The organism is Paenibacillus typhae, assembly GCF_900099765.1.
In the GTDB taxonomy this organism is placed as follows: Bacteria; Bacillota; Bacilli; order Paenibacillales; family Paenibacillaceae; genus Paenibacillus_AQ; species Paenibacillus_AQ typhae.
Genome location: NZ_FNDX01000006.1, coordinates 152,867 through 173,881 on the forward strand (window position 1 = coordinate 152,867; position 21,015 = coordinate 173,881).

General features: G+C 51.4%; 21 protein-coding genes. 13 read left to right on the forward strand and 8 right to left on the reverse strand.

Annotated features, from left to right (window positions below; translation table 11 throughout):
• Positions 1 to 154 precede the first annotated feature (154 nt).
• Positions 155 to 2,227 (forward strand): beta-galactosidase, encoded by a 2,073-nt coding sequence (locus tag BLR64_RS07775; RefSeq protein WP_090713577.1) that lies wholly within the window; start codon positions 155 to 157, stop codon positions 2,225 to 2,227.
• A gap of 283 nt (positions 2,228 to 2,510) precedes the next feature.
• Here BLR64_RS07775 and BLR64_RS07780 read toward each other — a convergent pair whose 3' ends face one another.
• Both BLR64_RS07780 and BLR64_RS07785 read right to left on the reverse strand, forming a co-directional pair.
• Positions 2,511 to 3,458: an LLM class flavin-dependent oxidoreductase gene (locus tag BLR64_RS07780; protein ID WP_090713578.1), complete on the reverse strand. Its 948-nt coding sequence runs from the start codon at positions 3,456 to 3,458 to the stop codon at positions 2,511 to 2,513.
• A complete protein-coding gene (locus BLR64_RS07785) occupies positions 3,455 to 3,799 on the reverse strand; it encodes a hypothetical protein (protein WP_090713579.1) in 345 nt (114 codons plus the stop codon). The genes BLR64_RS07780 and BLR64_RS07785 overlap by 4 nt, the downstream gene beginning before the upstream one ends.
• A 205-nt stretch (positions 3,800 to 4,004) precedes the next feature.
• Here BLR64_RS07785 and BLR64_RS07790 point away from each other — a divergent pair, with 205 nt between their 5' ends.
• From BLR64_RS07790 to csaA, 4 genes are all read left to right on the forward strand, one after another.
• Complete coding sequence (locus BLR64_RS07790; protein ID WP_090713580.1) at positions 4,005 to 4,580, forward strand: TetR/AcrR family transcriptional regulator; 576 nt, start codon at positions 4,005 to 4,007, stop codon at positions 4,578 to 4,580.
• Positions 4,581 to 4,841: 261 nt separating this feature from the next.
• Complete coding sequence (locus BLR64_RS07795) at positions 4,842 to 5,693, forward strand: SDR family NAD(P)-dependent oxidoreductase (protein ID WP_090713581.1); 852 nt, start codon at positions 4,842 to 4,844, stop codon at positions 5,691 to 5,693.
• Between the two features lie 255 nt (positions 5,694 to 5,948).
• On the forward strand, positions 5,949 to 6,272 hold the full coding sequence (locus tag BLR64_RS07800; RefSeq protein ID WP_090713582.1) for a putative quinol monooxygenase: 324 nt from the start codon (positions 5,949 to 5,951) through the stop codon (positions 6,270 to 6,272).
• Between the two features lie 95 nt (positions 6,273 to 6,367).
• On the forward strand, positions 6,368 to 6,700 hold the full coding sequence (gene csaA, locus BLR64_RS07805; protein ID WP_090713583.1) for a chaperone CsaA: 333 nt from the start codon (positions 6,368 to 6,370) through the stop codon (positions 6,698 to 6,700).
• Between the two features lie 282 nt (positions 6,701 to 6,982).
• Here csaA and BLR64_RS07810 read toward each other — a convergent pair whose 3' ends face one another.
• Positions 6,983 to 7,783 carry an AAC(3) family N-acetyltransferase gene (locus BLR64_RS07810; RefSeq protein ID WP_090713584.1) on the reverse strand — a complete coding sequence of 267 codons (801 nt, stop codon included), beginning with the start codon at positions 7,781 to 7,783 and terminating at the stop codon, positions 6,983 to 6,985.
• 198 nt (positions 7,784 to 7,981) lie between these two features.
• Here BLR64_RS07810 and BLR64_RS07815 point away from each other — a divergent pair, with 198 nt between their 5' ends.
• From BLR64_RS07815 to BLR64_RS07845, 6 genes are all read left to right on the forward strand, one after another.
• On the forward strand, positions 7,982 to 8,797 hold the full coding sequence (locus BLR64_RS07815) for a hypothetical protein (RefSeq protein WP_090713585.1): 816 nt from the start codon (positions 7,982 to 7,984) through the stop codon (positions 8,795 to 8,797).
• Between the two features lie 85 nt (positions 8,798 to 8,882).
• On the forward strand, positions 8,883 to 9,152 hold the full coding sequence (locus BLR64_RS07820; RefSeq protein ID WP_090713586.1) for a hypothetical protein: 270 nt from the start codon (positions 8,883 to 8,885) through the stop codon (positions 9,150 to 9,152).
• Between the two features lie 406 nt (positions 9,153 to 9,558).
• Entirely contained in the window at positions 9,559 to 10,443 is an 885-nt protein-coding gene (locus tag BLR64_RS07825) for a DegV family protein (RefSeq protein ID WP_090713587.1), read from the forward strand.
• Between the two features lie 227 nt (positions 10,444 to 10,670).
• Positions 10,671 to 11,525, forward strand: a complete 855-nt coding sequence (locus BLR64_RS07830; protein ID WP_090713588.1) for a manganese catalase — start codon at positions 10,671 to 10,673, stop codon at positions 11,523 to 11,525.
• A 206-nt stretch (positions 11,526 to 11,731) separates the two neighbouring features.
• On the forward strand, positions 11,732 to 12,214 hold the full coding sequence (locus BLR64_RS07835) for an NUDIX hydrolase (protein ID WP_090713589.1): 483 nt from the start codon (positions 11,732 to 11,734) through the stop codon (positions 12,212 to 12,214).
• A gap of 453 nt (positions 12,215 to 12,667) precedes the next feature.
• Positions 12,668 to 13,045, forward strand: a complete 378-nt coding sequence (locus tag BLR64_RS07845; RefSeq protein WP_090713591.1) for a hypothetical protein — start codon at positions 12,668 to 12,670, stop codon at positions 13,043 to 13,045.
• A gap of 65 nt (positions 13,046 to 13,110) precedes the next feature.
• Here the strand turns inward: BLR64_RS07845 and BLR64_RS07850 are convergent, their stop codons facing one another.
• Entirely contained in the window at positions 13,111 to 14,385 is a 1,275-nt protein-coding gene (locus BLR64_RS07850) for an MFS transporter (RefSeq protein WP_090713592.1), read from the reverse strand.
• A 36-nt stretch (positions 14,386 to 14,421) separates the two neighbouring features.
• Complete coding sequence (locus tag BLR64_RS07855; RefSeq protein ID WP_090713593.1) at positions 14,422 to 15,045, reverse strand: NUDIX hydrolase; 624 nt, start codon at positions 15,043 to 15,045, stop codon at positions 14,422 to 14,424.
• 156 nt (positions 15,046 to 15,201) lie between these two features.
• Here BLR64_RS07855 and BLR64_RS07860 point away from each other — a divergent pair, with 156 nt between their 5' ends.
• Positions 15,202 to 16,290 carry a stalk domain-containing protein gene (locus tag BLR64_RS07860; protein ID WP_167360623.1) on the forward strand — a complete coding sequence of 363 codons (1,089 nt, stop codon included), beginning with the start codon at positions 15,202 to 15,204 and terminating at the stop codon, positions 16,288 to 16,290.
• A 94-nt stretch (positions 16,291 to 16,384) separates the two neighbouring features.
• Here the strand turns inward: BLR64_RS07860 and kduD are convergent, their stop codons facing one another.
• Genes kduD through kduI form a run of 3 tightly spaced genes read right to left on the reverse strand, consistent with a single transcriptional unit; the run spans position 16,385 to position 18,816 of the window.
• On the reverse strand, positions 16,385 to 17,140 hold the full coding sequence (gene kduD / locus BLR64_RS07865; protein ID WP_090713595.1) for a 2-dehydro-3-deoxy-D-gluconate 5-dehydrogenase KduD: 756 nt from the start codon (positions 17,138 to 17,140) through the stop codon (positions 16,385 to 16,387).
• Positions 17,141 to 17,192: 52 nt separating this feature from the next.
• Positions 17,193 to 17,948, reverse strand: coding sequence for a DeoR/GlpR family DNA-binding transcription regulator (locus BLR64_RS07870; RefSeq protein ID WP_090713596.1), 756 nt, complete (start codon positions 17,946 to 17,948; stop codon positions 17,193 to 17,195).
• A gap of 34 nt (positions 17,949 to 17,982) precedes the next feature.
• Positions 17,983 to 18,816, reverse strand: coding sequence for a 5-dehydro-4-deoxy-D-glucuronate isomerase (kduI, locus tag BLR64_RS07875; RefSeq protein ID WP_090713597.1), 834 nt, complete (start codon positions 18,814 to 18,816; stop codon positions 17,983 to 17,985).
• Between the two features lie 190 nt (positions 18,817 to 19,006).
• On the opposite strand from kduI, the gene BLR64_RS07880 reads away from it, so the two are divergent.
• Positions 19,007 to 20,680 (forward strand): hypothetical protein, encoded by a 1,674-nt coding sequence (locus tag BLR64_RS07880; RefSeq protein WP_208607148.1) that lies wholly within the window; start codon positions 19,007 to 19,009, stop codon positions 20,678 to 20,680.
• The last annotated feature ends 335 nt before the right edge of the window (positions 20,681 to 21,015 follow it).

A 21,015-nucleotide genomic window follows, 5' to 3' on the forward strand; every position in this document is an offset into this window, starting at 1 on the left:
GTCGCGAGTATATTCCTACTGTCTGATAGTAGTTATCCTATATTATAAATAGTATAAATGATTATCCGTGTTTTGGACAAGGATGTTGAACGAATGTAATCAGAGAAAAGTCCCATCCTGACACGGAAGATGATGAGAGGATGAATCTACTACTATGAGTCTTAAATCCCCTGCAATCAGCAGCAAAGCCCCGGTCATGCTGCATGGAGCCGATTATAATCCTGAGCAATGGCTGAAATACCCGGAAGTTTTTAAAGAGGATATCCGCCTGATGAAGCTGGCAGGCTGTAACGTGATGTCTGTCGGTATTTTCTCCTGGGTGTCCCTGGAGCCGGAAGAGGGCGTCTTTACGTTTGAATGGCTGGATCATGTACTGGATACCTTTGCCGAGAACGGGATTTTTGCTTTTCTGGCGACTCCGAGCGGCGCGCGTCCAGCTTGGATGTCTGCAAAATATCCGGAGGTTCTGCGTGTAGAGCGCAACCGCGTACGCAATCTGCACGGCGTCCGGCACAACCACTGCTTCACTTCCCCGGTCTACCGGGAAAAAACAGCGCTGATCAACTCCAAGCTGGCCGAGCGTTACGCCCACCATCCGGCAGTCATCGGCTGGCATATCTCCAATGAGTTCGGCGGCGAATGCCACTGTGATTACTGCCAGAATGCTTTTAGAGATTGGCTGAAAGTGAAATATAACGGCAGTCTGGAAGAGGTTAACCATGCCTGGTGGGCCACCTTCTGGAGCCATACGTATACGGCTTGGGAGCAGATTGAATCCCCGGCTCCGCACGGTGAGACCCAGGTTCACGGCCTGAATCTGGACTGGCGCCGGTTTGTCAGTGAGCAGACCATCAATTTCTGCAGCCATGAGATGTCCGCAGTGCGCAGTTACAATCCGGAATTGCCGATTACGACCAATATGCACATGATTGACGGTATCGACTACCGCGAAATGGCCAAGATTCTCGATGTCGTTTCCTGGGATGCTTACCCGGACTGGGGCTACACCGAAGATAACGATGATGCCCGTCTGGCTGCCTGGACAGCCATGCATCACGATATGTTCCGCACCTTCAAGCATAAGCCGTTCCTGCTGATGGAGAGCACGCCATCCCTGACCAACTGGCAGTCGGTCAGCAAGCTGAAGCGCCCGGGCATGCATAAGCTGTCTTCCCTGCAGGCGGTAGCGCACGGCTCGGATTCCGTGCAGTACTTCCAGTGGCGCAAGAGCCGCGGCTCCAGCGAGAAGTTTCACGGTGCCGTGCTGGATCACAGCGGACATGGTGAAACCCGCGTATTTAAGGATGTAGCTGAAGTGGGCCAGATTCTGGCCGGCCTGACTGAAGTGGTTGGTACCTCGACACCGGCTCAGACAGCGATTTTGTATGACTGGGACAACCGCTGGGCAATCAAAGATGCCCAAGGTATCCGCAATTCCGGTCTGAAGTTCGAAGAGACGGTACTGCAGCACTATCGTGCGCTATGGGAGCAGGGCATTCCGGTTGATATCGTCGGCTCCGGTGACGACCTGTCCCGCTATAAGCTGGTTATCGCTCCAATGCTGTACCTGATCAGCGAAGAGAACGGGAAGAACATTGAGCAGTATGTAGAGCAGGGCGGTACTTTCCTGGCGACTTACTGGTCAGGAGTTGTAGGCGAGACGGATCTTTGCCATCTGGGAGGCTTCCCTGGCCCGCTGCGCAAGACGCTGGGCATCTGGGCAGAAGAGACAGAAGGACTGCACAGCCGTGATCTGAACGGCCTGGTAATGGAAAGCGGCAACGCCCTGGGCTTGTCCGGCGACTACGATGCTCACGAAATCGCTGAACTGATCCATCTGGAAGGCGCAGAAGCACTCGGCCATTACCGCGCCGACTTCTATGCCGGACGCCCGGCATTGACCGTTAACAAGCTTGGCGCAGGTGAAGCGTACCATCTGGCAACCCGGGTTAAAGACCTGGCGTTCTACGTGGAGCTGTATGCTGCGATTACTGCCAAAGCAGGAATCACCCGCACGCTGGAGTCGGATCTGCCGGTAGGCGTGACTGCACAGCTGCGTACGGACGGCGATAACGAGTATGTATTCGTGCAGAACTTCAGCGGCGAAGCACAGACGGTGAAGCTGGACGGACGCGGTTATACCGATCTGGAGTCCGGTGCTGAGGCTCCTGCAGAGCTTGAGCTGCCGGTGAACGGATTGGCGCTGCTGAAGCGTCAGGCGAAGTAAAATAGTAGAAGGACCCGCACAGCCGGTGGATGGCTGTGCGGGTCCTTTTATTTTGTTTTACTGATATTTTGGATAGCACGAATCCAATATTCACCTGAATTGCGTCGATCATAAAATGACGTACAGAAGGTACCGACTGAGGCGCTTCGCGGACGATTGGGTGGTGCTCTGCAAGATGCAAGCGGAAGCTGCGCGGGCGCTCCGGGATGCGAGAATTAAACTGAAGTACTACTCTAAGCTGAATTACTCATGAGGATGCTACCTGCTTTAATAATTAAACGCATTAAGCCATTGAGCATGTACGGGCAAGCAGCTCAAAAGAACGCAACCGTTTCCCATAGTCGGGAATCATTGTAACGACAATGAATTCATCAACGCCATACAAATGAGATAACTGTTCGAGCTTTTTCTTTAGACTCTCAGGCGTGCCTATCAGCAGCTTACGCTCCGAAAGCGGAGCCCTTTCCCCTGCGGAAGCTTCTTGTTGAAACAAAGCTGTACCCGAGGATGCCAGCCGCTCTGCCTCCTCCTCTGTTTCCGCGCAAACGACACCAACGGCAACGATCGCTCGCGGTACGGGGGAAAGAGCTGACGGAGTAAACGCTTCGCGGTAAGCTCTCAATACTTCCTCCCCGGCTACTTCGCTCATAAACTGGCCAAAAACATAACCTGTTCCAAACTCCGCTGCATAAGCTGCGCTTTTCTTATTTGTACCGAGTAGCCACAGTTCTGGTGATAGGGATGGAGTTGGGCGGGCGGTGATTCGACGTCCTTCATATTCATAGCTCCCCTGCAAAAACTCGGAAACTCCCCGGAGCAATTCTGGCATTTTCCAGACATTTTCAAGAAAGTTGTCACTGAGAGCAAGACTGACTTCAGCTGAACCACCCGGCGCTCTTCCTAACCCAAGATCAACTCGTCCCGGGTACAAGCTAGCGAGTAAATGAAAGGATTCTACAACTTTAAGAGGTTTATAATGCGGCAACAGCAATGCCCCGGAACCGATACGGATGCTATGTGTTTTTGCACCGATATGCGATAGTAGCACATCCGTTGAGGTGCATGCCAGCCCTGGCATATCATGATGTTCCGCCACCCAATAACGGAAATAGCCCAGTCTTTCGGCTGCTTGAGCCAGCTTTACAGCTTGTCCCAGTGCGTAGGTTGCATCGACCTCATCAAAAACGGGGACCAGATCCAAAACACTAAGTTTAATCGGTTTCGCTGTCATCGGTGTCCTGTCCGAGGATTTCGGTAAAATTCTATCATATCGATAAACGTAACCCTGTATTCGCTCATTACCTTACCCAAATCATGCATTCGGCCATGACCGTCCTCTTTGGAAGCGAATACGACGTCGTGCCGCACCTTATCCATAATGATTTTACCAATGAACTGGTGCTCGTACTCTGCATACTTTTGTTTGAATTCCTCATTAAACTCCAATAAATCTTGGTAAGACCGCTCTAGCATCGCATTAACCAAAGTCAGCTCATTACCTTCCTTGTGGACTGCTGCGTAATAATTGCCCCGGTCATCTTTAATAAGATCCTTTAACAATTCAACATTCAAAGTATTTAACCCCCTTCATAACTCCTATGCAATAACACTATATCTTGTTTATTATTCCAGTTCAAATGGTACATATACGACTAAAAATGGAATCAGTATTCCACGCTCGTCCAGATAACAAACATTTATGCTTGTGGTGATAAAGCGTTGATATCACCCAACCTTCGTTATGGACATACACATATAGCACTGCTATAATGGGCGTATGAACACATATGATAAAATATTGGCTGCTGCTCTTAAGGTACTCGAGGAGGAGGGCGGAGCCCAATTTTCGACGCGAGCAGTAACTGCGATCGCGCAGGTTTCAGCTCCTACACTCTACCATCATTTCGGCAATGCCGATGGACTCCTGAGTGCAGCAATAGTGGAAGCGTTCAAACAGTTATTTGAAAGCAAGATTGCCGCCGTGGAGTCCATCATTCCAGAGATGGCTCTTCGTCAAGGATGGGATGACTATGTCCGCTTTGCGGCAGCCCGTCCCCGGATTTATGCGGCGATGATGGGGCGGCTGCTTGAAGGCGCCCATATCGAGGCGGCAGACCAGTCGTACCAAGCACTTTTGCAAAATGTTCAGAGGGTCGATTCAGCAGGCAAACTGGCTGTGCCAGCCCAGGCTGCGGTTGATCTGGTCTGGGCTTCCGCCAATACGGCCTCTTGGCTGTATGTAACGTCCCAGATTCGTAAGGCACCCCCACCCCAGCCCGACGTCGTTGATCTCATTCGGGAAAGCGTAATGCAGATCATTTTGCTCCAAAGGCCTGACGCTGATTCAAAATGAGGAATCGATGCCAAAGCTTGGAGACTCTCCAGGCAAGCCCTAATCTAGAAAAGGAATAAGAAAGATCGCCTATCCAATCTGGAGCTCCAGATTGGATAGGCGATCTTTCTTATGTTTAGAGGATCTGAGCATAGCCCCAGTCAGCACGTTTTGAAAAAAAACTATAGCACCGCTATATACAATCAAGTATAGCGCTGCTATAATAACCGTATAACAGTGCTATACAGTGAACCATATCATATCAAACTCAGGAGGGTTACGATGTCATTCAAAACTCAAGAACTGGTTGTCGTCACAGGTACGTCCAGCGGCATCGGCAAGGCTACCGCGGAGCGTCTCGCCGCTGACGGATTTCACGTATTGGCGGGGGTTCGCCGTCAGGAAGACGCCGATAAAATCAAACGCAAAAATATCGAGCCGGTGATCCTTGATGTTACCAATATCGATACATTAAAGACACTGGCCGAACGGGTGGAGAAAGATCCGCTTGGTCGCCCTTTGCGGGCAGTGGTTAACAATGCAGGCATCGCCGTTAATGCGCCTCTCGAGATGGTTCCGCTCGATGAATTGCGCCGTCAGATCGAAGTCAGTGTAATCGGTCAGGTCGCGGTAATTCAGGCGCTTACTCCTGCCTTACTGAACAGCGGCGGACGCGTTGTCAATATCGGATCCGTTGGCGGCAAAATCTCCATGCCGGGTTTCGGAATTTATTCTGCAGCCAAGTACGCGATGGAAGCGATCAATGACAGTCTCCGCAGGGAGATGTCTTCGTTCGGGCTCATGGTCATCATGATTACTCCGGGCGGTGTCAGCACTAGCCTGTCGGAGAAAGGGGTTACGACAGCCGATCGGCTGTCCAAGTTGATGACGCCCGATCAGCACAGGCGCCATGATCGTCTTTTTGACGCCGTGAAGGTTCAGGCTGAATCGTGGGCAAAGGACGGTATCCGCCCTGAGAAAGTGGCTGAAGTGGTTTCACGAGCTATCCACGCAAGCAAGCCGCGAACCCGCTACACGGCCGGACGCGATTCGGCACTGCTGACCCGACTGGTGCGTATTCTCCCAGACAAACTCCTCGACCGGATGCTCCGCAGCCAGATGAAACTGCAGTAACGGGCAGGGCATTATGACAGATCCTCTTAGGCAGAAAACTAAAACGGGGAATGAAATATGCCGCAAAATAAGTTTGAACATGCCATTATTGTTGGCGGATCTTCAGGTGGTCTGATGATGGGGCTTGCGTTCTAGAAGAACTATCACAAACCAGCCAAGCCAATCGGAGTAAGGAAGAAGATGCCATACTGCAAATTGCGATTAAGGACCGCATAGCCAAAAATACGAAATGTTTATAAATTAGGAGGGTTTTTCATGAACGATACAAAGAATCGTTACGTTACTGTACTCTGGGAGGCGAGAGCTAAGCCAGGGAGAGAAGCCGAGATGAGGGCATTCATGACTGCTGCTGTTACCCCGTCGCGCAACGACCAGGGTAACATTGACTACGAGGCTCACGAGGTAGAAGGCCAACCTGGCACATTCATCATCTACGAGCGCTGGGAAAACCGGGATGCTCTCAATCGGCACCTGAGCGCCCCCCGGATGCAGGAACTGGTGCCCCGGCTCTTAGAAATGATGGAGGGATCCATCGAGGAAGGGATTCGAATCCTGCAGCCGTTCCGCCCAGCGCGGTAAAATGCAACACCGGGCGGAACTCATTAGTTTCTGTCCACAGAACGTGAGAGATATTTTCGTCAGTGGTGAAGGACTATAGTGGAGGAGGCAAAACGTTGGCAACGATCAATGATTTCGCAGCACTGGATATTCGTGTCGGAACAATTAAGGAAGCGGAGCTTTTTGAAGAAGCAAAGATCCCTGCGATAAAGCTTAAAATTGACTTTGGACCGGAGATCGGGATGAAATCTTCAAGTGCACAAATAACTAAGCGTTACAAGGCTGATGAAATTGTAGGGAGGCAAATAATAGGAATCGTCAATTTCCCTCCCCGGCGCATTGCGGGATTCAAATCGGAGGTGTTAGTTCTGGGAGGAGTACCGGAAAAAGGAGATGTGATTCTATTAAAGCCGGATACCGAAATACCTAATGGTACTCCTATTGCGTAAAAACAAGACGCTACAAGCGGCTCAACCTTAAACTCAGCGCTTGGCTATTAGGGCCACATGCGGTGCTGACTGCATTCCTATCATAATTGTTGCAGACATCATCAAAACGTAACAGCTTCCACATCAATTGGCTCTGCAAGATGATCCATTCATCGGCAGGGCCAAAAGTGCCGTTAGCCCTATTCTGGTGTGGGCGTAACGCCGCAGCAATACCGCGCCCGAAAAAAGGTTTAACGTTCACTGAATGCTGGCTGTCTAAAAAGAAAGCCCGACCGTTTACAGCTAGACTCTGTTGCGCTCCATCCAGGCTGTTGCCCAGTCGACCAAGGGACGCTGTTCCAGGAACCGGACGTCGGCATTCCCGACTTTATGAAGCTTCACCTTTTTTTCATTATCATAGAGCTGGCCCAACCGCACAAAATCCTCATCATCCACGGCCTGGGTCCTGTATGTAACCCATTCGCGCTTGCCGTTAACCATCATGGCGCTGCTCTCCTCGGAAAACTTCTTGCCGGGGAAATCCGCCCGCGTTTCTGCCAGATGCAAGGAAGTATTTTTGTCATAGCCGACGCCGACCAAAAGCACGTGACCCTGCAGCTGATACAGCTTATCCAGCGGAGAGCCCTCTCCAAAAATATTGCACAAATCATGATCTTGCGTTAAGTACGCCGCATGTTTGCCTACTGCCGCAACAGAACGTGCCGGGTGGTCAGACCTTTTGGCTCCCGGCCATTTGCGGAGCATTTCGGCTACAACGCCCATGCCAATAGCCGGGGTTACCTCTTTATCATAGGCAGGCCAGTGCTCTCTGATGGCAGGCCACCACTCCGCGGGCTCCTCCCAGTGTACGCCGGTGGAAGGGTCGAGATTTTTCCACGTCTGGGACGGCATCATCAGGGTTCCTTCTGCTCCGACGATTTCAAGCAGCGCCCGGATGAACGTTTCGGCTCCGCCAATAACAAAACCCAGCTTGCTTAACGATGCATGAACCATAACGGTTTGTCCTTGCTTGAGCCCGCAGTCTTTGAACTGCTTAGTGAGGTCTTCTTTCGTGAGGAGGGCTCTTGTTTCCTTTGTGGTCATAAACGGATTCGCCACCTTTTCAGTGTACTAAAAACAAAAAAACAACCCGGCTACAAGTAGCGGGGTTGTCTCTAGCGATGCTAGCGAAGCAGTGCCCTTAATTTCTATTACTTTCATCATTATACACATTTCCAATATGTGGTACAATTGCTGGCGGATAAAATAGAATTATTTTATATGAAAGGTTGAATCCTGCCAATGAATAACGAAAAGCCTATCTGCCCAGCAAAAGTAAAAACGATATTTCTGCACCCGTTACTGCTACTCCTTATCATCGCACTTGCGGCCGGCAGTCTTGCAGCCTGCAGCAATTCCGCCGAAGGGAAGACACCGGGCAAGCCGCTGCAGCCGGCTAGAGCCACTATTGTTGCAGCCCAGGCATCCGGCAACATCTATCTGTACGGTGAGGCGCATGGCGTAGCCGAGATTTTGGACAAGGAATTTGAACTATGGTCTCAGTACTATCATAACGAGGGCATGAGGCATTTGTTCGTCGAGCTGTCCTATTTTACCGCCGAATATTTGAACGTCTGGATGCAGTCGGACAATGATGATATTCTGGATGAGATTTATGAGGATTGGAAGGGAACGCGTAGTTATAATCCGGATACCAGGAATTTCTACAAACAAATAAAAAGCGAATGTCCGGAGACGATTTTCCACGGTACAGACGTTGGGCATCAGTATGATTCTACCGGAAGCCGTTTCTTGGCTTATCTTGAGGCGAACGGTCTGACAAAAACGGAGAAGTATGCTTTAACCAAAGAAGCGATCGAGCAAGGCCGGCTTTATTACAAAAAATATTATGAAGGAGAATACAGGGAAAACAAGATGACCGAAAACTTTATCCGTGAATTCGATATACTGGGAAATGAGAGCATTATGGGCATTTACGGCTCGGCACACACTGGACTTGATGGAATCGCCTATGGTACAAAATCACTCCCTTGTATGGCCAATCAATTACGGGCACGTTATGGCGAGAATATTTTTTCTGAGAACCTGGCTGATTGATCGAGAGATCATTTCACTGTTCCTTGTTTGGCAGAGTGCAACATTGTTTAGTATTAAGAAAGACAGCCAAACAAGGAGGTAGATCATGGACGATCTGTGGATGGCATTCGTTTATCCCGGCAGCTTCTTTTGTCTGCTCGGTGTCGTGCTGATGATCATTGGTTACAAACGGACGAGAACCGGACGGCGTACCGGTCTGGAAGGCGTAACAGCCAAGCCGGGTCCGCCTGCACCCGGAGGGCCCGGAACGGCATCCTTTCAACAGGAGGCCAAGTATTTCCTCATAGGAGGCATCCTGTTGGGCATCGGCGTGCTTCTGCTTGCCCTGCTGGGCTTTACTTCACTTTTTGACTAACAAAATCTGTTTCGCAAGCAGGGAAAAGGACCATACTCTACATCTTCTGATGAGGGAATGGTCCTTTTATTAGTTATATAGAGGAGACGATCTATCGTTCCATCGATTGGTTGAAGGCTGAATTTATGGGGAGGGCTGCACAGAAATTGTGCGGCTCTTTTCTTTTGAAATAGCAGGTGTTTATCCGTTTTTTTGTATATGCATACCATAGACTGTCTGTTCATTAATAGGTATATCTGTCATATATAATGTGAAATTATGTCGAATTTAGTTGAAAAAAAGTGCAGGAATATTCACGTGAACACTATACGGAGGCTTGGGTTCCTGTATAATTTACGCATAAGCAGGTAGTTAAGGCTGCCGTTACCGAGTTACATTAAATCCCTCACGAAAGAGAGTAATGACTATGAAATCCATCGCCTGGGTAACCGACAGCACGAGCACCATTGATTCTGAATTCGCCGGGAATAACCATGTCTATATTATTCCTCTGCGTCTAATTGTGAATAATGAATGTTACAAAGAAAATATAGATATCAGCGCTGAGCAATTCTATGAAAAAATGCGTAAAAGCGACAAGGCAGGAAGCTCCCAGCCGCCGATCGGTGAATTTGTGGAGCTATATGAGCGGCTGAAGGAAGAGTATGACGAAATTATTGCGATTCATTGCTCCTCTGAGCTCAGCGGTACTTTCCATACCTCTATGCAGGCTGCAGATATTGCCGGCGTTAACGTAATCGGCATCGATTCAAGAGTCGGTGCGTATCCGATCCGAGAGATGATCCGCCGCGGTGTGCACTGGCAGCAGGCAGGCTGTTCTGCGCTCGAGATCAGGGACAGAATCGAAGATATTATCAAAGAGATGTCTTTCTACCTGATCCCGGCCAGCCTGAGCCAGCTGCACCGCAGCGGCCGGCTCTCCGGCTCTCAGCTGCTGCTGGGCCAGCTGATGCGGATTCATCTGCTGCTGAAGTTCGATGCAGGCAAAATTGTCGTGGTGGACAAAATCCGCACCTTCAAGAAGACCAAGCAAGTTTTGCTGGAAACCCTCAATAAGGATATCCGGCAGATCCAGAAGATTTGCATTATGCATGCCAATAATATTGAAGAGGCGCTGAGCCTGGAATCAGTCATTAAGGAATTGTCACCTTCCATCGGGACGGAAATCATGACCTTTGTACCCGTTGTAGGTGTACATATGGGCGAAGGAACGCTTGCGCTGTCATGGATTAACAGCACAACCGTTAACAGCATCATGGTACCGGATAAAGAGCTGGAGCCTGCCCTCTAAGGCTAGAAGTTTGTAAGGCAATATGTTATCACAATAAACCAGCAGTCCCGCGAGGAGCGGGACTGCTGGTTTATTGTATTGAAGTACTGAGATAAAGCCTCACAGTACCTTAGAATTTGATCAAGTTATGGAGTAGACGTGTCAAGTAGTCTGATTGATTCCCGGTGAAGCGGGTAATTGAATTAGGAAAAATCAGACACCACACATGTACAAGGAGGATGCATACTATGTTTTATCACATCAAGGAACTCCAGTACCGGGCAAAGCCTGAGAGACCTGATCCTGTGTACGCCCGTAAACTTCAGGAGGTGCTGGGCGGGCAATACGGTGAAATGTCAGTGATGATGCAGTACCTGTTCCAGGGCTTTAACTGCCGGGCCGAACAGAAATACCGTGACATGCTGCTGGACATCGGAACCGAAGAAATCGGCCATGTCGAGATGCTGTGTACAATGATCGCCCAGCTGCTGGACGGCGCTCCGGCTGCCGAGCTGGACGCTGCTGCCCAGGACCCGCTGCTCGCAGCTGTGCTTGGGGGAACCAATCCGCAGCATTTAATCGTTTCGGGCATGGGTGCAGCTCCGACCGACAGTAACGGTTACCCTTGGAACAGTAAATATATTATCTCCAGCGGCAATTTGCTGGCGGATTTCCGGGCCAATCTTAACGCGGAGTCCCAAGGACTAGTCCAGGTAGTTCGGTTGTATGAACAGACGACAGACCCTGGCATCCGCGATATGCTCTCCTTTATGATCTCCCGCGACATTCTGCACCAGAACCAGTGGAAGGCGGCAATCGCTGAAATTGAGCAGATGGAGGGGGTCATTGCCCCGGCCTCCTTCCCGCGTGAGCTGACGGTGGAGCCGGCGACCCGCCAGTTCCTTAACCTCTCCGAAGGCGAGGAGAGCAGCGAGGGCAGCTGGGCCAGCGGCCCGCTGCCGGATGGAACCGGCCATTTCGAATATGTCTCGAAGCCGGTGCCGCAGGGCGGTGCGCCAACTCTGGCTCAGCCGGCAGATCATCAGCATTCCACATTGGGCTCGGGCCCCTATATCGTCAATAAGGGAATGGAGAGCCTGTAAAGGGTGTCTCAAGGCTGAATAAGCCATCCCTTCTGCAGGACAGCAGTGCGCAGACAGAAGGACCGTACTCCACATCAACGGATGAGGGAGGCGGTTCTTCTTTTTTTACAGAAATAATATCTCAAAGGATTTATGGCAATTGTTCACTAATATGAATGCATATACCAGTAATTGCTATAATCAGTAAAGGAATTGGAGGGATGTTCATGGTATGGCCAATGCATATTGTTGCCGTTAGCGGAATTGTGGAGAATGAAGAGGGGCAGATCCTTTTGGTGAAGACTTATCGTGGAGGCTGGGTGTGCCCGGGTGGACAGGTGGAGATCGGCGAGAACCTATTGGATGCTTTGATCAGGGAGATTAATGAGGAGAGCGGAATCGACGTTATCGTCTCACAGCTGTATGGAGTAGTCTCCAATACAGGCGTTCATAAATGGTATGACGGCGTAACAACTGTACCGACGAAAGTAATGCTGGATTTTATCTGTAAGCCTGTTGGCGGAGAACTGCGTACATCGGACGAGACCTCAGACTGCCGCTGGGTCGCAAAGGACCAGGTGCTGGAGATGATTACAGCCCCCGCCATCCGCGCGCGTTATCAGGCTTATTTGGATTTTAACGGGAAAACGCAGTACATGGACTATGTGACTAAACCTGATTTTGAAGTGAAATTAAGCCGAACCATCTAATCCGTTTTAATGAGGGGTAGTGTATGGGATCAATCTTTAAAACCGAAGCAGGCGAAGAAGAATACTATCTTTGTTACGAGAAAAGCTTGGAGTGCCTTGAGCTAGAAGGAACGTCATATTATATTGCGACGGCATCCGGAGATACATATGTGACCCGTTTTGGTGATCCAAGGAAGGAGCCGCTGCTTCTTCTGCATGGAATACCAGCGCTTGATTGCCGGGGCAAGCCATTCCCTGACGATGGAGCACGCCGATACGGTGAATGAACTAACCGTCCGGTTTTTACAAAGGAAACCATTGGATATGGCGTAAGGAGCGGCCTCAGCATCCTGTCTCATAAATTCTAATGTATCCGGGTTGTCATGAAGCTGCTGGCAGGGTAATAAAAGGAAAAGAGCTTTTGAATGAACCGGGTGGACTTCATACTCAGTCCAGGAAACGGAGGGGGCCATTATGGCGGTACAGACAGTTGCAGGCATTAGTTCAGTACAGGCACTTACGGCTTACGGGGACACGCAGAGTGATATCGGTTCCCTGGAGAAACGGCGGGACCGGCTGATGATGGAGCTGGAAAAGCTGAATGCGGCGCAGGATAGCGGAGTAGCGTCCTCCAGCCGCCGTGAGCAGCTGCAGCGGCAGATCCGGGTGCTCGAGGTACAGCTCGCACAAAAGGTCGGGAGTACCGCTTCTGCTGATGTGGTATCCCTTTTTCCCCAGAGCCAGGCTCCGCTTTCACGGATGGATTGGAAGGGTGGCCTCAGAGGCATCGGCATGACGGATCCGCGGACGGCGACGGTTGACTCGCAGGGCCACTTTGACGCTTTAATCTAATATGGGAAAACGAAAAAAAGGTGCAGATGGGCCCAGTGTAACTGGCCTTTTGCACCTTCAATTGTTTAATGCCCGTGAAGCTCACGCTCTTCCGCTATCCGCAGGGATTTCGCGTATACCATTCCTACAGCAACGGCAAAGCAGGTCAGAACAGCTGCGAAAATATAAAGCTTGACGATCCCGAACGTCTCGGCCGCCCAAGCCATCCCGAGCAGCGAGATGCAGAAGAACAGGTGAAGCACGGTCGCCTGGGCAGACAATACCTTGGGCAGCTGTGTGCTGTCCACGCTATGTTGAACTAGTGTCCGGCGGGTCACAATGCTCAACTCGGCAAAGGGCCCCATCAGGAGGACAAGTGCAAGCGCAAGAATGAGATTGGTATTGACCGCATACAGGAAGGTAAGCAACCCGTAGCCGGCCATCCCGATCAGCATATAACGCAGCAGACTGCTGCCGATTCTGCGCACCGCCGAGATGACCAGGAATCCTCCGCCGATGGTGCCGGCGAAATAGGCGGCATTAATGAAGCCCCACCATTCCTCGCCCTGTCCCAGTGCCTGCTGTACAAAAATCAGGGTAAACGCACCGACCCAGACCGAACCCCCGAGCATATCGATAGCATCAATAGCGGTAAGCGCCCTCAGGCTTGGCGTACGCCAGATGATCTTCCAGCCTTCAGACAGCACAGCACGTGTAGAGGGAAGGGGAGCATCTGATTCAGCATGGACTGCTGAACCGGCGTCTGCCGGACTTGCCGTCTGCGGTTCCTTGACCTGCAGGGTCAGCAGGGCGGCCACAGCATAGATAACCGCTGTCAGCAGGAGGGTATAGGACGTGCCGATCCAGACGATGATCAGGCCGCTCAGCCCCCAGCCGGCAAACTGTACGATCTGATCACTGACCGACAGCAGACCGTTGGCCCGGAGCAGCCCTTCCCGGGAGGCAGTGAGCCGTGGTACAAGCGCATTGCGCGCCGGAACGGTCCACCCGTCCAGAAAGGACATGGCAAAGATCAGAACGAACACGATAGCCAGGGAAGCGCTGCTGCCCTGTGTCCCAAGGTACAACGCCATTGCGCCAAAGAACAGGAATTGGCCGGATTGTGACAGTAAAAGCAGGCGGGACAGCCTGAACCGTTCAATCAGCAGCGGCGCAAGCAGGCCGCTCAGCATTTGGGAAAGGGAACGGAAGAGGGGAACCAGTGTCGCCGAGATCAGGCTGCCGGTATGATCCAGCACCAGCACGGTTAAAGCCATAATGTACAGGACATCGGCCGCATTTGCTGCGGATTGTGTGCCCCATAAAAAGTAAAAAGGCCTGCTGAGGCGTGTTCTAGTCATAACAATCTCCATGATTCAGGATGTGATTTGGTATAATTAAGTAAATGCAGCCGCAATGCCTGCAATAATCTTCCTATAATAGGACTGCTCATGCGGAACAAAGCTGCCGGTTCCGGCTTCCTCATCAATCGTTATGCGGCTGTCTCCTTCGACACGGAAGCCGCGGATCCGGATGGAAGAGAGCTTGCCCTCCCACAGGCTGCGGAAGTCATCAAAGCGGGCGGTAACAAGGCCCGCAACTTCCTCGGGCTGCAAATGAAAGGCCTCCAGCGGCAAGGAGGTTTCGTGCAGGAAGACATTGGCCCGTTCGCGGTCCAGGAAGCCTGCTGTATCCATGGTATACGGAATAATGCCCAGCGGATGCAGAGAGGTAAAAGGTACAGTGATTCCCAGCTCCTCCTCGAGCTCCCGCAGTCCATCCTCGGTTGTTTCATGGGAGAGCAGATGCCCGGCTGCCGTAATATCCAGCAGACCGGCGTAATCGCGTTTCTGCCCGCTGCGCAGCTGGAGCCAGATGGATAAGCCCGTACCGGGGTCACGGCTGACCAGCCAGCAGTGAAAGGTTTCATGCCACAGCCCCAGCCGGTGCACATCACCGCGGGGAGCCGTTCCGGTAATATTTCCGTGTTCATCAAACGTAGTCAGTAATTCGTCGTTCATGCGCCGTACCCCTTTGGATCATTTTTACAACCTGATGTTCATCGGCTTAATATAGCACAGCCTTTGTCACACAGGCAATGCTTAGCCGGAGGGTTGCGGCTCTGTGCCCGGTTAGCTATCTGAAATTCTGTCACAAAAAAACAGGGAGGTATGAAAATGAATACATTTATGAGTTCCCGCTTAGGGAAGCTGATTATTGCGGCGGCTATTATGTGCGCAGCCTTTTTTACCGGAAGCGGGTCAGCCCTTGTTCATGCGGATTCTCCGGTTACTTCAACCGCTATTTACAAAGCCTATCTGGATGTCAAAATTGTAGCTGAGGCCGAAAAAACCGGGCTAACCCGCACTGTAGCAGACTATCTGGCCCTGCCGGCCAACCCGGTGGATGTGAAAGCGGCCGCAATCAATGCCTTATATTCGGATTTGGCCTGGTCGGACAGGGAGCATGCTGAGGAATACGCGCAGCTGGTGTACGGTAAATCAACTGCATCACTGGATATATCTGCTCTAAGTGCGCAAGAGATGTTTGTAATCGGCTACCTGAAGGTGCTGGATCACTACATGGAGCCGGATATTACCTGGATTACTGCAGCACAAAAGGCGCTGCCGGACAGCCAGACCGTTGCGCTGATTCAGGCGCTTGCCGCCGCACAGCAGAATATGGACTGCGGCTGGGTAATTACGGAACAAGTGCTTAATAATACGAAGCTAACCAAAGACATGCGACCGGCAGCAGTGGATATTATCACTGACTATATGGCGTTGTATAAGGGCAGTCCGTGCCAGTCTGACGGAGAGGGAACAACAAGGAGTGCCCTGACGGATGCGATCCTGGAGGATGGGGTCGTGCTGACGGTTGGAGACTCTGTTGTACTCGCGAGAAACCGGCTTACCCGGGTCGATGAGGACAATTACAAGGTTGAGCCCTATATCCGTAACGGACGGACGATGGTGCCGTTGAAGTTCATCTCTGCAAATTTTGGTGCCAATATAGCGGTCGATCTCAAGAAGCTGGAAGCGACGGTGTTATACATGAATCAGAAGACCGTAATACCGGATGCGGAAATTTTAAATGGCCGGACCTTTGTGCCGCTCAGGGCGGTAGCAGACGCTTTGAAAAAGCATGTATATTACGATAAAGGCCTGATCATCATTACGGACAAAATGACAATTAATCCGCAGGATAAGCAGAGCACAGAGGCAGTGGAGCATATCAGACGTGTGCTGAAGCTGCTGCAGAAATAAAAGCAGAATAAGAACACCAAACACCCGCATGCCTGTGGCATGCGGGTGTAAGTGTATGTGAGAAAGCTCCTTCATCGGGAGGAATGAAGCGATATTATCTGGCCAGCCATCCGCCGTCAACAGCCAGGATATGGCCGTTCAGGTAGTCGGAAGCAGCGGAAGCCAGGAATACTGCAGGACCTTTAACGTCTTCAGCAGTTCCCCAACGGCCTGCAGGGATACGCTCAAGGATGGAATCGGAACGGTTCTGGTCCGCACGGATTGGTGCTGTATTTTCAGTAGCCATGTATCCAGGAGCAATAGCGTTAACGTTCAGGCCGTATTGTGCCCATTCGTTAGCGAAAGCCTTGGTCAAGCCGGCAACAGCATGCTTACTTGCTGTGTAGCCTGGAACGTTGATACCGCCCTGGTAGGACAGCATGGAGCAGATGTTGATGATTTTGCCGGTTCCTCTTTCCAGGAAGTGACGGCCGGCGATCTGGGACAGCAGGAATACAGTGTTCTGGTTGAGATTGATTACATCGAACCAGTCTTTTTCGCTGTGGTCCTTGGCTGGAGTACGGCGGATCATACCTGCGCAGTTAACGAGAATGTCCACTTTGCCGGTCAGTTCCAGAGCCTGGTCAAATGCAGCCTGCAGCTTGGTGTGGTCGCTCAGGTCAGCTGAGATGCTAAGGGCTTTGACGCCAAAAGCTTCACAGCCCGCTACTGTTTCATTACTTTCATTGAGCGAGATGGATACAACGTCTGCACCTGCTTCGGCAAAAGCAAGGGCGATCCCTTGGCCCAGACCTTGTGCTGCTCCGGTTACAATTGCTGTTTTGCCTGCAAGACTGAATAAAGATGACATAATATAATTCGCTCCTTTAAATGGGTAATATGAATGTTTTGTGTTTGGCAGCTTAGCCGACTTCAATGCTGACGCCTGCCTTACGGAATTGCTCCGCCGTTTCAGGGGACAGGCCGCTGTCTGTCAGCAGCACATCGACTTCCTGCAATGAAGCGAAGGTACGCAGCGCAGTCTGTCCGAACTTGTGATGGTCACAGGCAGCAAAAACTTTGCGTGCTGTGGAGACAAGCGCCTGCTTGAAATCAATTAAATCACCGGTGTAGATAGACAGTCCGTGCTCGATATGCACGGCTGTAGCCGACAGGAATGCTTTTTGTATATTTAGCTTTTGCACGTAGGCGACGGCTTCAGGACCGGCCAGCATATTGCGGACCCGGTACCCTCCGGGAACGACCAGACGGATGTTGTCTTTTGGAACCAGCTCGCTGATGATGTACACATCATTGGTAACCACTGTAAGAGACATGTTGTCCAGCCGCCGGGCAATTTCCAGCGTCGTGCTTCCGCCGTCCAGTGCAATGATGTCATCCTGTCTGATGTGGGAAATGGCACGCAGCGCAATCTCCGTTTTCTCGTCTGAATATTTATCCAGCGGGTTCTTTACAGGGAGGATGCCGAACTGATCGCTTTGGGCAAGTACGGCTCCGCCGTGCACCCGCACAATCAATCCCTGCTCCTCAAGCTTGCTAAGGTCCTCGCGGATTGTTTTTCCGCTGACCTGCAGCTTGTCGCTGAGCTCATTTACCGTTACATCCTTCTGGTTCAGCATAACTTCCATAATCATCTCGTGTCGCCGTATCGGGTTCATCCGCCTGCCTCGTCTTTCCGTAGTTGGTTTTCTTCTATTTTAATTCTTTCATGCCTACGGGGTCCATATCATCGTAACGTTTATTGTCACCGGCCATACTCCAGATGAAGGTATAGTTGTGTGTACCTACGCCGCTGTGAATCGACCAGCTTGGGGAAATGACAGCCTGCTCATTGTGCATTACAATATGGCGGGTTTCAGTCGGCTCGCCCATCAGGTGGAACACAATGGAATCATCCGGAAGATCGAAGTAGAAGTAGGCTTCCATCCGGCGCGGATGAGTGTGGGACGGCATTGTATTCCACATGCTGCCCGGCTTCAGCTGAGTCATACCCATTACAAGCTGAGCGCTCTGTACGCCGTTCGTATGGATGAAACGGTGAATGGTCCGTTCGTTGGAATTCTCCAGACCGCCGAGTGCGCCGGATTCGGATTCTTCCAGAGTAGTCTTGGTAGTAGGGTAGGACTGGTGTGCCGGAGCAGAGTTCAGATAGAACTTGGCAGGCTTGGCACTGTCTGCGCTTTTGAACACAACATCCTTAGCGCCTTGTCCGACATAGAGACATTCTTTGAAATCAATTTCGTATTCAGTGCCGTCTACAATGATAGAGCCCTTACCCCCGACATTGATAACACCCAGCTCGCGGCGCTCCAGGAAGTAGGTTACCCCAAGCTCCTTCAGGTCCGTTGTCAGTACAACATCTTCGTTTACCGGATTAGCTCCGCCCACGATCATGCGGTCTTCATGGGTCAGGACCAGCTTCAGCTCATCTGGAGCAAAAATAACCGGGATATGGAACTCCTTGCGCAGGCGCTCTGTGTCAAACTGCTTCACTTCATTCGGATGCGATGCAAAACGTCTTTCCATTACGTATTCAATCCCCTTCGCTGACGTATTTTCGTTCGTATAGGTACAATTTAATCCATTTACGTTCATTTGGCAAGAGATAATCTTTTTTAGTCTGTTTATTTTAGTTTATTTGTTGTTTTTTGTGATTGCCATATGAACGGAAAGCGTGCACAATAGGATGGAAATAATACCCTGGGAGGGGAAAAGGATGACGGCTAAGCTACACTATAAACTAGATAATCCCTATGCACAGAGACAACGGGAGATCATTCAAAAGGTGGCACTCGAGGCACAGGCGCTGCCGCTGCTGGATAGTGGCCTCTGGTTTCACGATGACGTCCGCAATAACTTCTATTATGCTTCCTATCTGTTTGCGGCTGCTGTAGACGATTCAATGCTTCCGGAAGCAGAACGTGAGCAGGCCCGGCAGAAAGCAGAGGCGGTGCTGCTGGAAACCGTGCTGCTGCAGAACCGGCAACCGGGAACCCGCCTGTACGGCCATTGGCCGCTTGGCCTGAATCCGCTGCCGCGCGAAGCTGCACCGCATGAGCTGCCGGCAGAAATTATGGGCAGCCTGCTGGTCTGGTTCTGCCGGCATTACAACGGCCTGCTGAGCGCTGGGCTCAGAGTAGCTTTGCATACAGCAACCGGGCATATTTACCGCAGCGGCTTTTTCCGTAAAGAGGTGGTGCATTACGGGCACCATGAAGCCAAGTATACAGCCGCCAAGCTGATTTTCGGCCAGCTGTTCGGAGACGAGGAGCTGCGTGCAGACGGCGTGGCCAGTCTGGAACAGACACTCAGCCATATCCGGGCAAAAGGGATGCCGGAGTATGGCAGTCTGCCGTGGTTCTGGCACTGGGTGCAGGCGTTCACCTGTGCCTGGGAGCTTGAGGCGGACAGCGGAGTCCGGGCATTGCTTGGAGAGATGCTGGACTACCTCTGGCAGGTGCGCAGTGACTTCTATCTGCGCGGTGCCTGGGCCGGCGCACATTCCCGCGGCTGGCCGCATGATGTGCCGGCTGACCGGAACGTGCTGCATGATTATGTGCAGTTCGGCGATTTCCCGCTAACCGGGAGTATGCCGCGCACGGAATATGCAGGGTTTCTGTTCTACGAGGCTCCGGCACAAGCCCGGGAAACAGCGTTAAACCGCCGGGAGCCTGTAGAGGTGAAGAAGCTAACGCAAAAAGTAAATCCCGGCGAATCTAAGGAGCAGCCGTTGCTCCATTCATACGCTTATTTTACAGACGCGTATGCGGCAGGCGGCCTGTGGGAACGGGTAGAGGAATTTGATAATGAGCAGCTCCGCTGGGCTTATTCACTGCCGGTCAGCGGGGAAGGGGAAGTCAACCGGCTGTATTTCTTCCATCCGGGCGAAGGCTACCGTGCAGGCGATCCCCGCCATCAGAGCCCGTATATGGAAGTGATGTTCCATAAGGGGACAGTGCTGTCAGTGTTCCCTGTGCCAGAAGGGACGGAGAACACGGTTGTAGGTGTGCTGCCGAAGGGAGATTGGCTGGAGCAGGAACAGGCGCTTTACGGCCTGGTCCGGGGCGTTTATTTTGCTGTCTGGCTGTCCAGGGCGTATCAGCTGACCAGCCGGGAGGATTACTTGGAAGTAACGGCGGCAGGAATGCCGGGCGGTGTAGCGGTTGAAGCTATATCAGCAGCCGAGGCAGCGGAAAAAGGCATCGGCAGCCTGGCGGAGTTTGCCGCTGCTCTGTCAGCCCGTAAGCCGGTGTTCACGGCTGGAGCTGTACTCTCGGCAGAATACACTACCCTCGGCGGTGATCTGCTGCGGCTTGAGGCCGGCATAGACAAAAGGCCGGCAGCTTCAATTAACAGCAAACCAGTTAGATGGGAAGATTATAAGGTATAGTTATTGCTGCTGTTTATTATTTGATAACGCGCCCTGCAAGTGATATCCTTTTTGGGAGAATAACTCACAATACGCTGTTTGGTTCCTATGATGCGATACATTAGTTGGATTTTCGCCACCTAATTTCAATGTTTCTTACTATTAATCGGCACTAGTTGGAAAAACGCCACTTATTTCGGGCTGTAAGCCCTGCTGGGTGCAAAATATGTAGAATTAAGATGCGTTTTTCCACTTGTTTCTTGCTTTTCGATAGTTTGCTAAGAATTAGGTGGCGAATTTACACTTATTTTGATCATCAATCGCCTTAAATGGAGCAATCCCACTCAGATTCGGAG

Coding starts and splice junctions, on each gene's coding strand:
- kduI (WP_090713597.1), bottom strand. CDS start 18,816: ATGGAAAGACGTTTTGCATCGCATCCGAATGAAGTGAAGCAGTTTGAC.
- BLR64_RS07775 (WP_090713577.1), top strand. CDS start 155: ATGAGTCTTAAATCCCCTGCAATCAGCAGCAAAGCCCCGGTCATGCTG.
- BLR64_RS07845 (WP_090713591.1), top strand. CDS start 12,668: ATGGCGGTACAGACAGTTGCAGGCATTAGTTCAGTACAGGCACTTACG.
- BLR64_RS07835 (WP_090713589.1), top strand. CDS start 11,732: ATGGTATGGCCAATGCATATTGTTGCCGTTAGCGGAATTGTGGAGAAT.
- BLR64_RS07880 (WP_208607148.1), top strand. CDS start 19,007: ATGACGGCTAAGCTACACTATAAACTAGATAATCCCTATGCACAGAGA.
- BLR64_RS07855 (WP_090713593.1), bottom strand. CDS start 15,045: ATGAACGACGAATTACTGACTACGTTTGATGAACACGGAAATATTACC.
- BLR64_RS07780 (WP_090713578.1), bottom strand. CDS start 3,458: ATGACAGCGAAACCGATTAAACTTAGTGTTTTGGATCTGGTCCCCGTT.
- BLR64_RS07820 (WP_090713586.1), top strand. CDS start 8,883: ATGGACGATCTGTGGATGGCATTCGTTTATCCCGGCAGCTTCTTTTGT.
- BLR64_RS07800 (WP_090713582.1), top strand. CDS start 5,949: ATGAACGATACAAAGAATCGTTACGTTACTGTACTCTGGGAGGCGAGA.
- BLR64_RS07830 (WP_090713588.1), top strand. CDS start 10,671: ATGTTTTATCACATCAAGGAACTCCAGTACCGGGCAAAGCCTGAGAGA.
- BLR64_RS07850 (WP_090713592.1), bottom strand. CDS start 14,385: ATGACTAGAACACGCCTCAGCAGGCCTTTTTACTTTTTATGGGGCACA.
- BLR64_RS07870 (WP_090713596.1), bottom strand. CDS start 17,948: ATGAACCCGATACGGCGACACGAGATGATTATGGAAGTTATGCTGAAC.
- kduD (WP_090713595.1), bottom strand. CDS start 17,140: ATGTCATCTTTATTCAGTCTTGCAGGCAAAACAGCAATTGTAACCGGA.
- BLR64_RS07795 (WP_090713581.1), top strand. CDS start 4,842: ATGTCATTCAAAACTCAAGAACTGGTTGTCGTCACAGGTACGTCCAGC.
- BLR64_RS07860 (WP_167360623.1), top strand. CDS start 15,202: ATGAATACATTTATGAGTTCCCGCTTAGGGAAGCTGATTATTGCGGCG.
- BLR64_RS07790 (WP_090713580.1), top strand. CDS start 4,005: ATGAACACATATGATAAAATATTGGCTGCTGCTCTTAAGGTACTCGAG.
- BLR64_RS07815 (WP_090713585.1), top strand. CDS start 7,982: ATGAATAACGAAAAGCCTATCTGCCCAGCAAAAGTAAAAACGATATTT.
- BLR64_RS07810 (WP_090713584.1), bottom strand. CDS start 7,783: ATGACCACAAAGGAAACAAGAGCCCTCCTCACGAAAGAAGACCTCACT.
- BLR64_RS07825 (WP_090713587.1), top strand. CDS start 9,559: ATGAAATCCATCGCCTGGGTAACCGACAGCACGAGCACCATTGATTCT.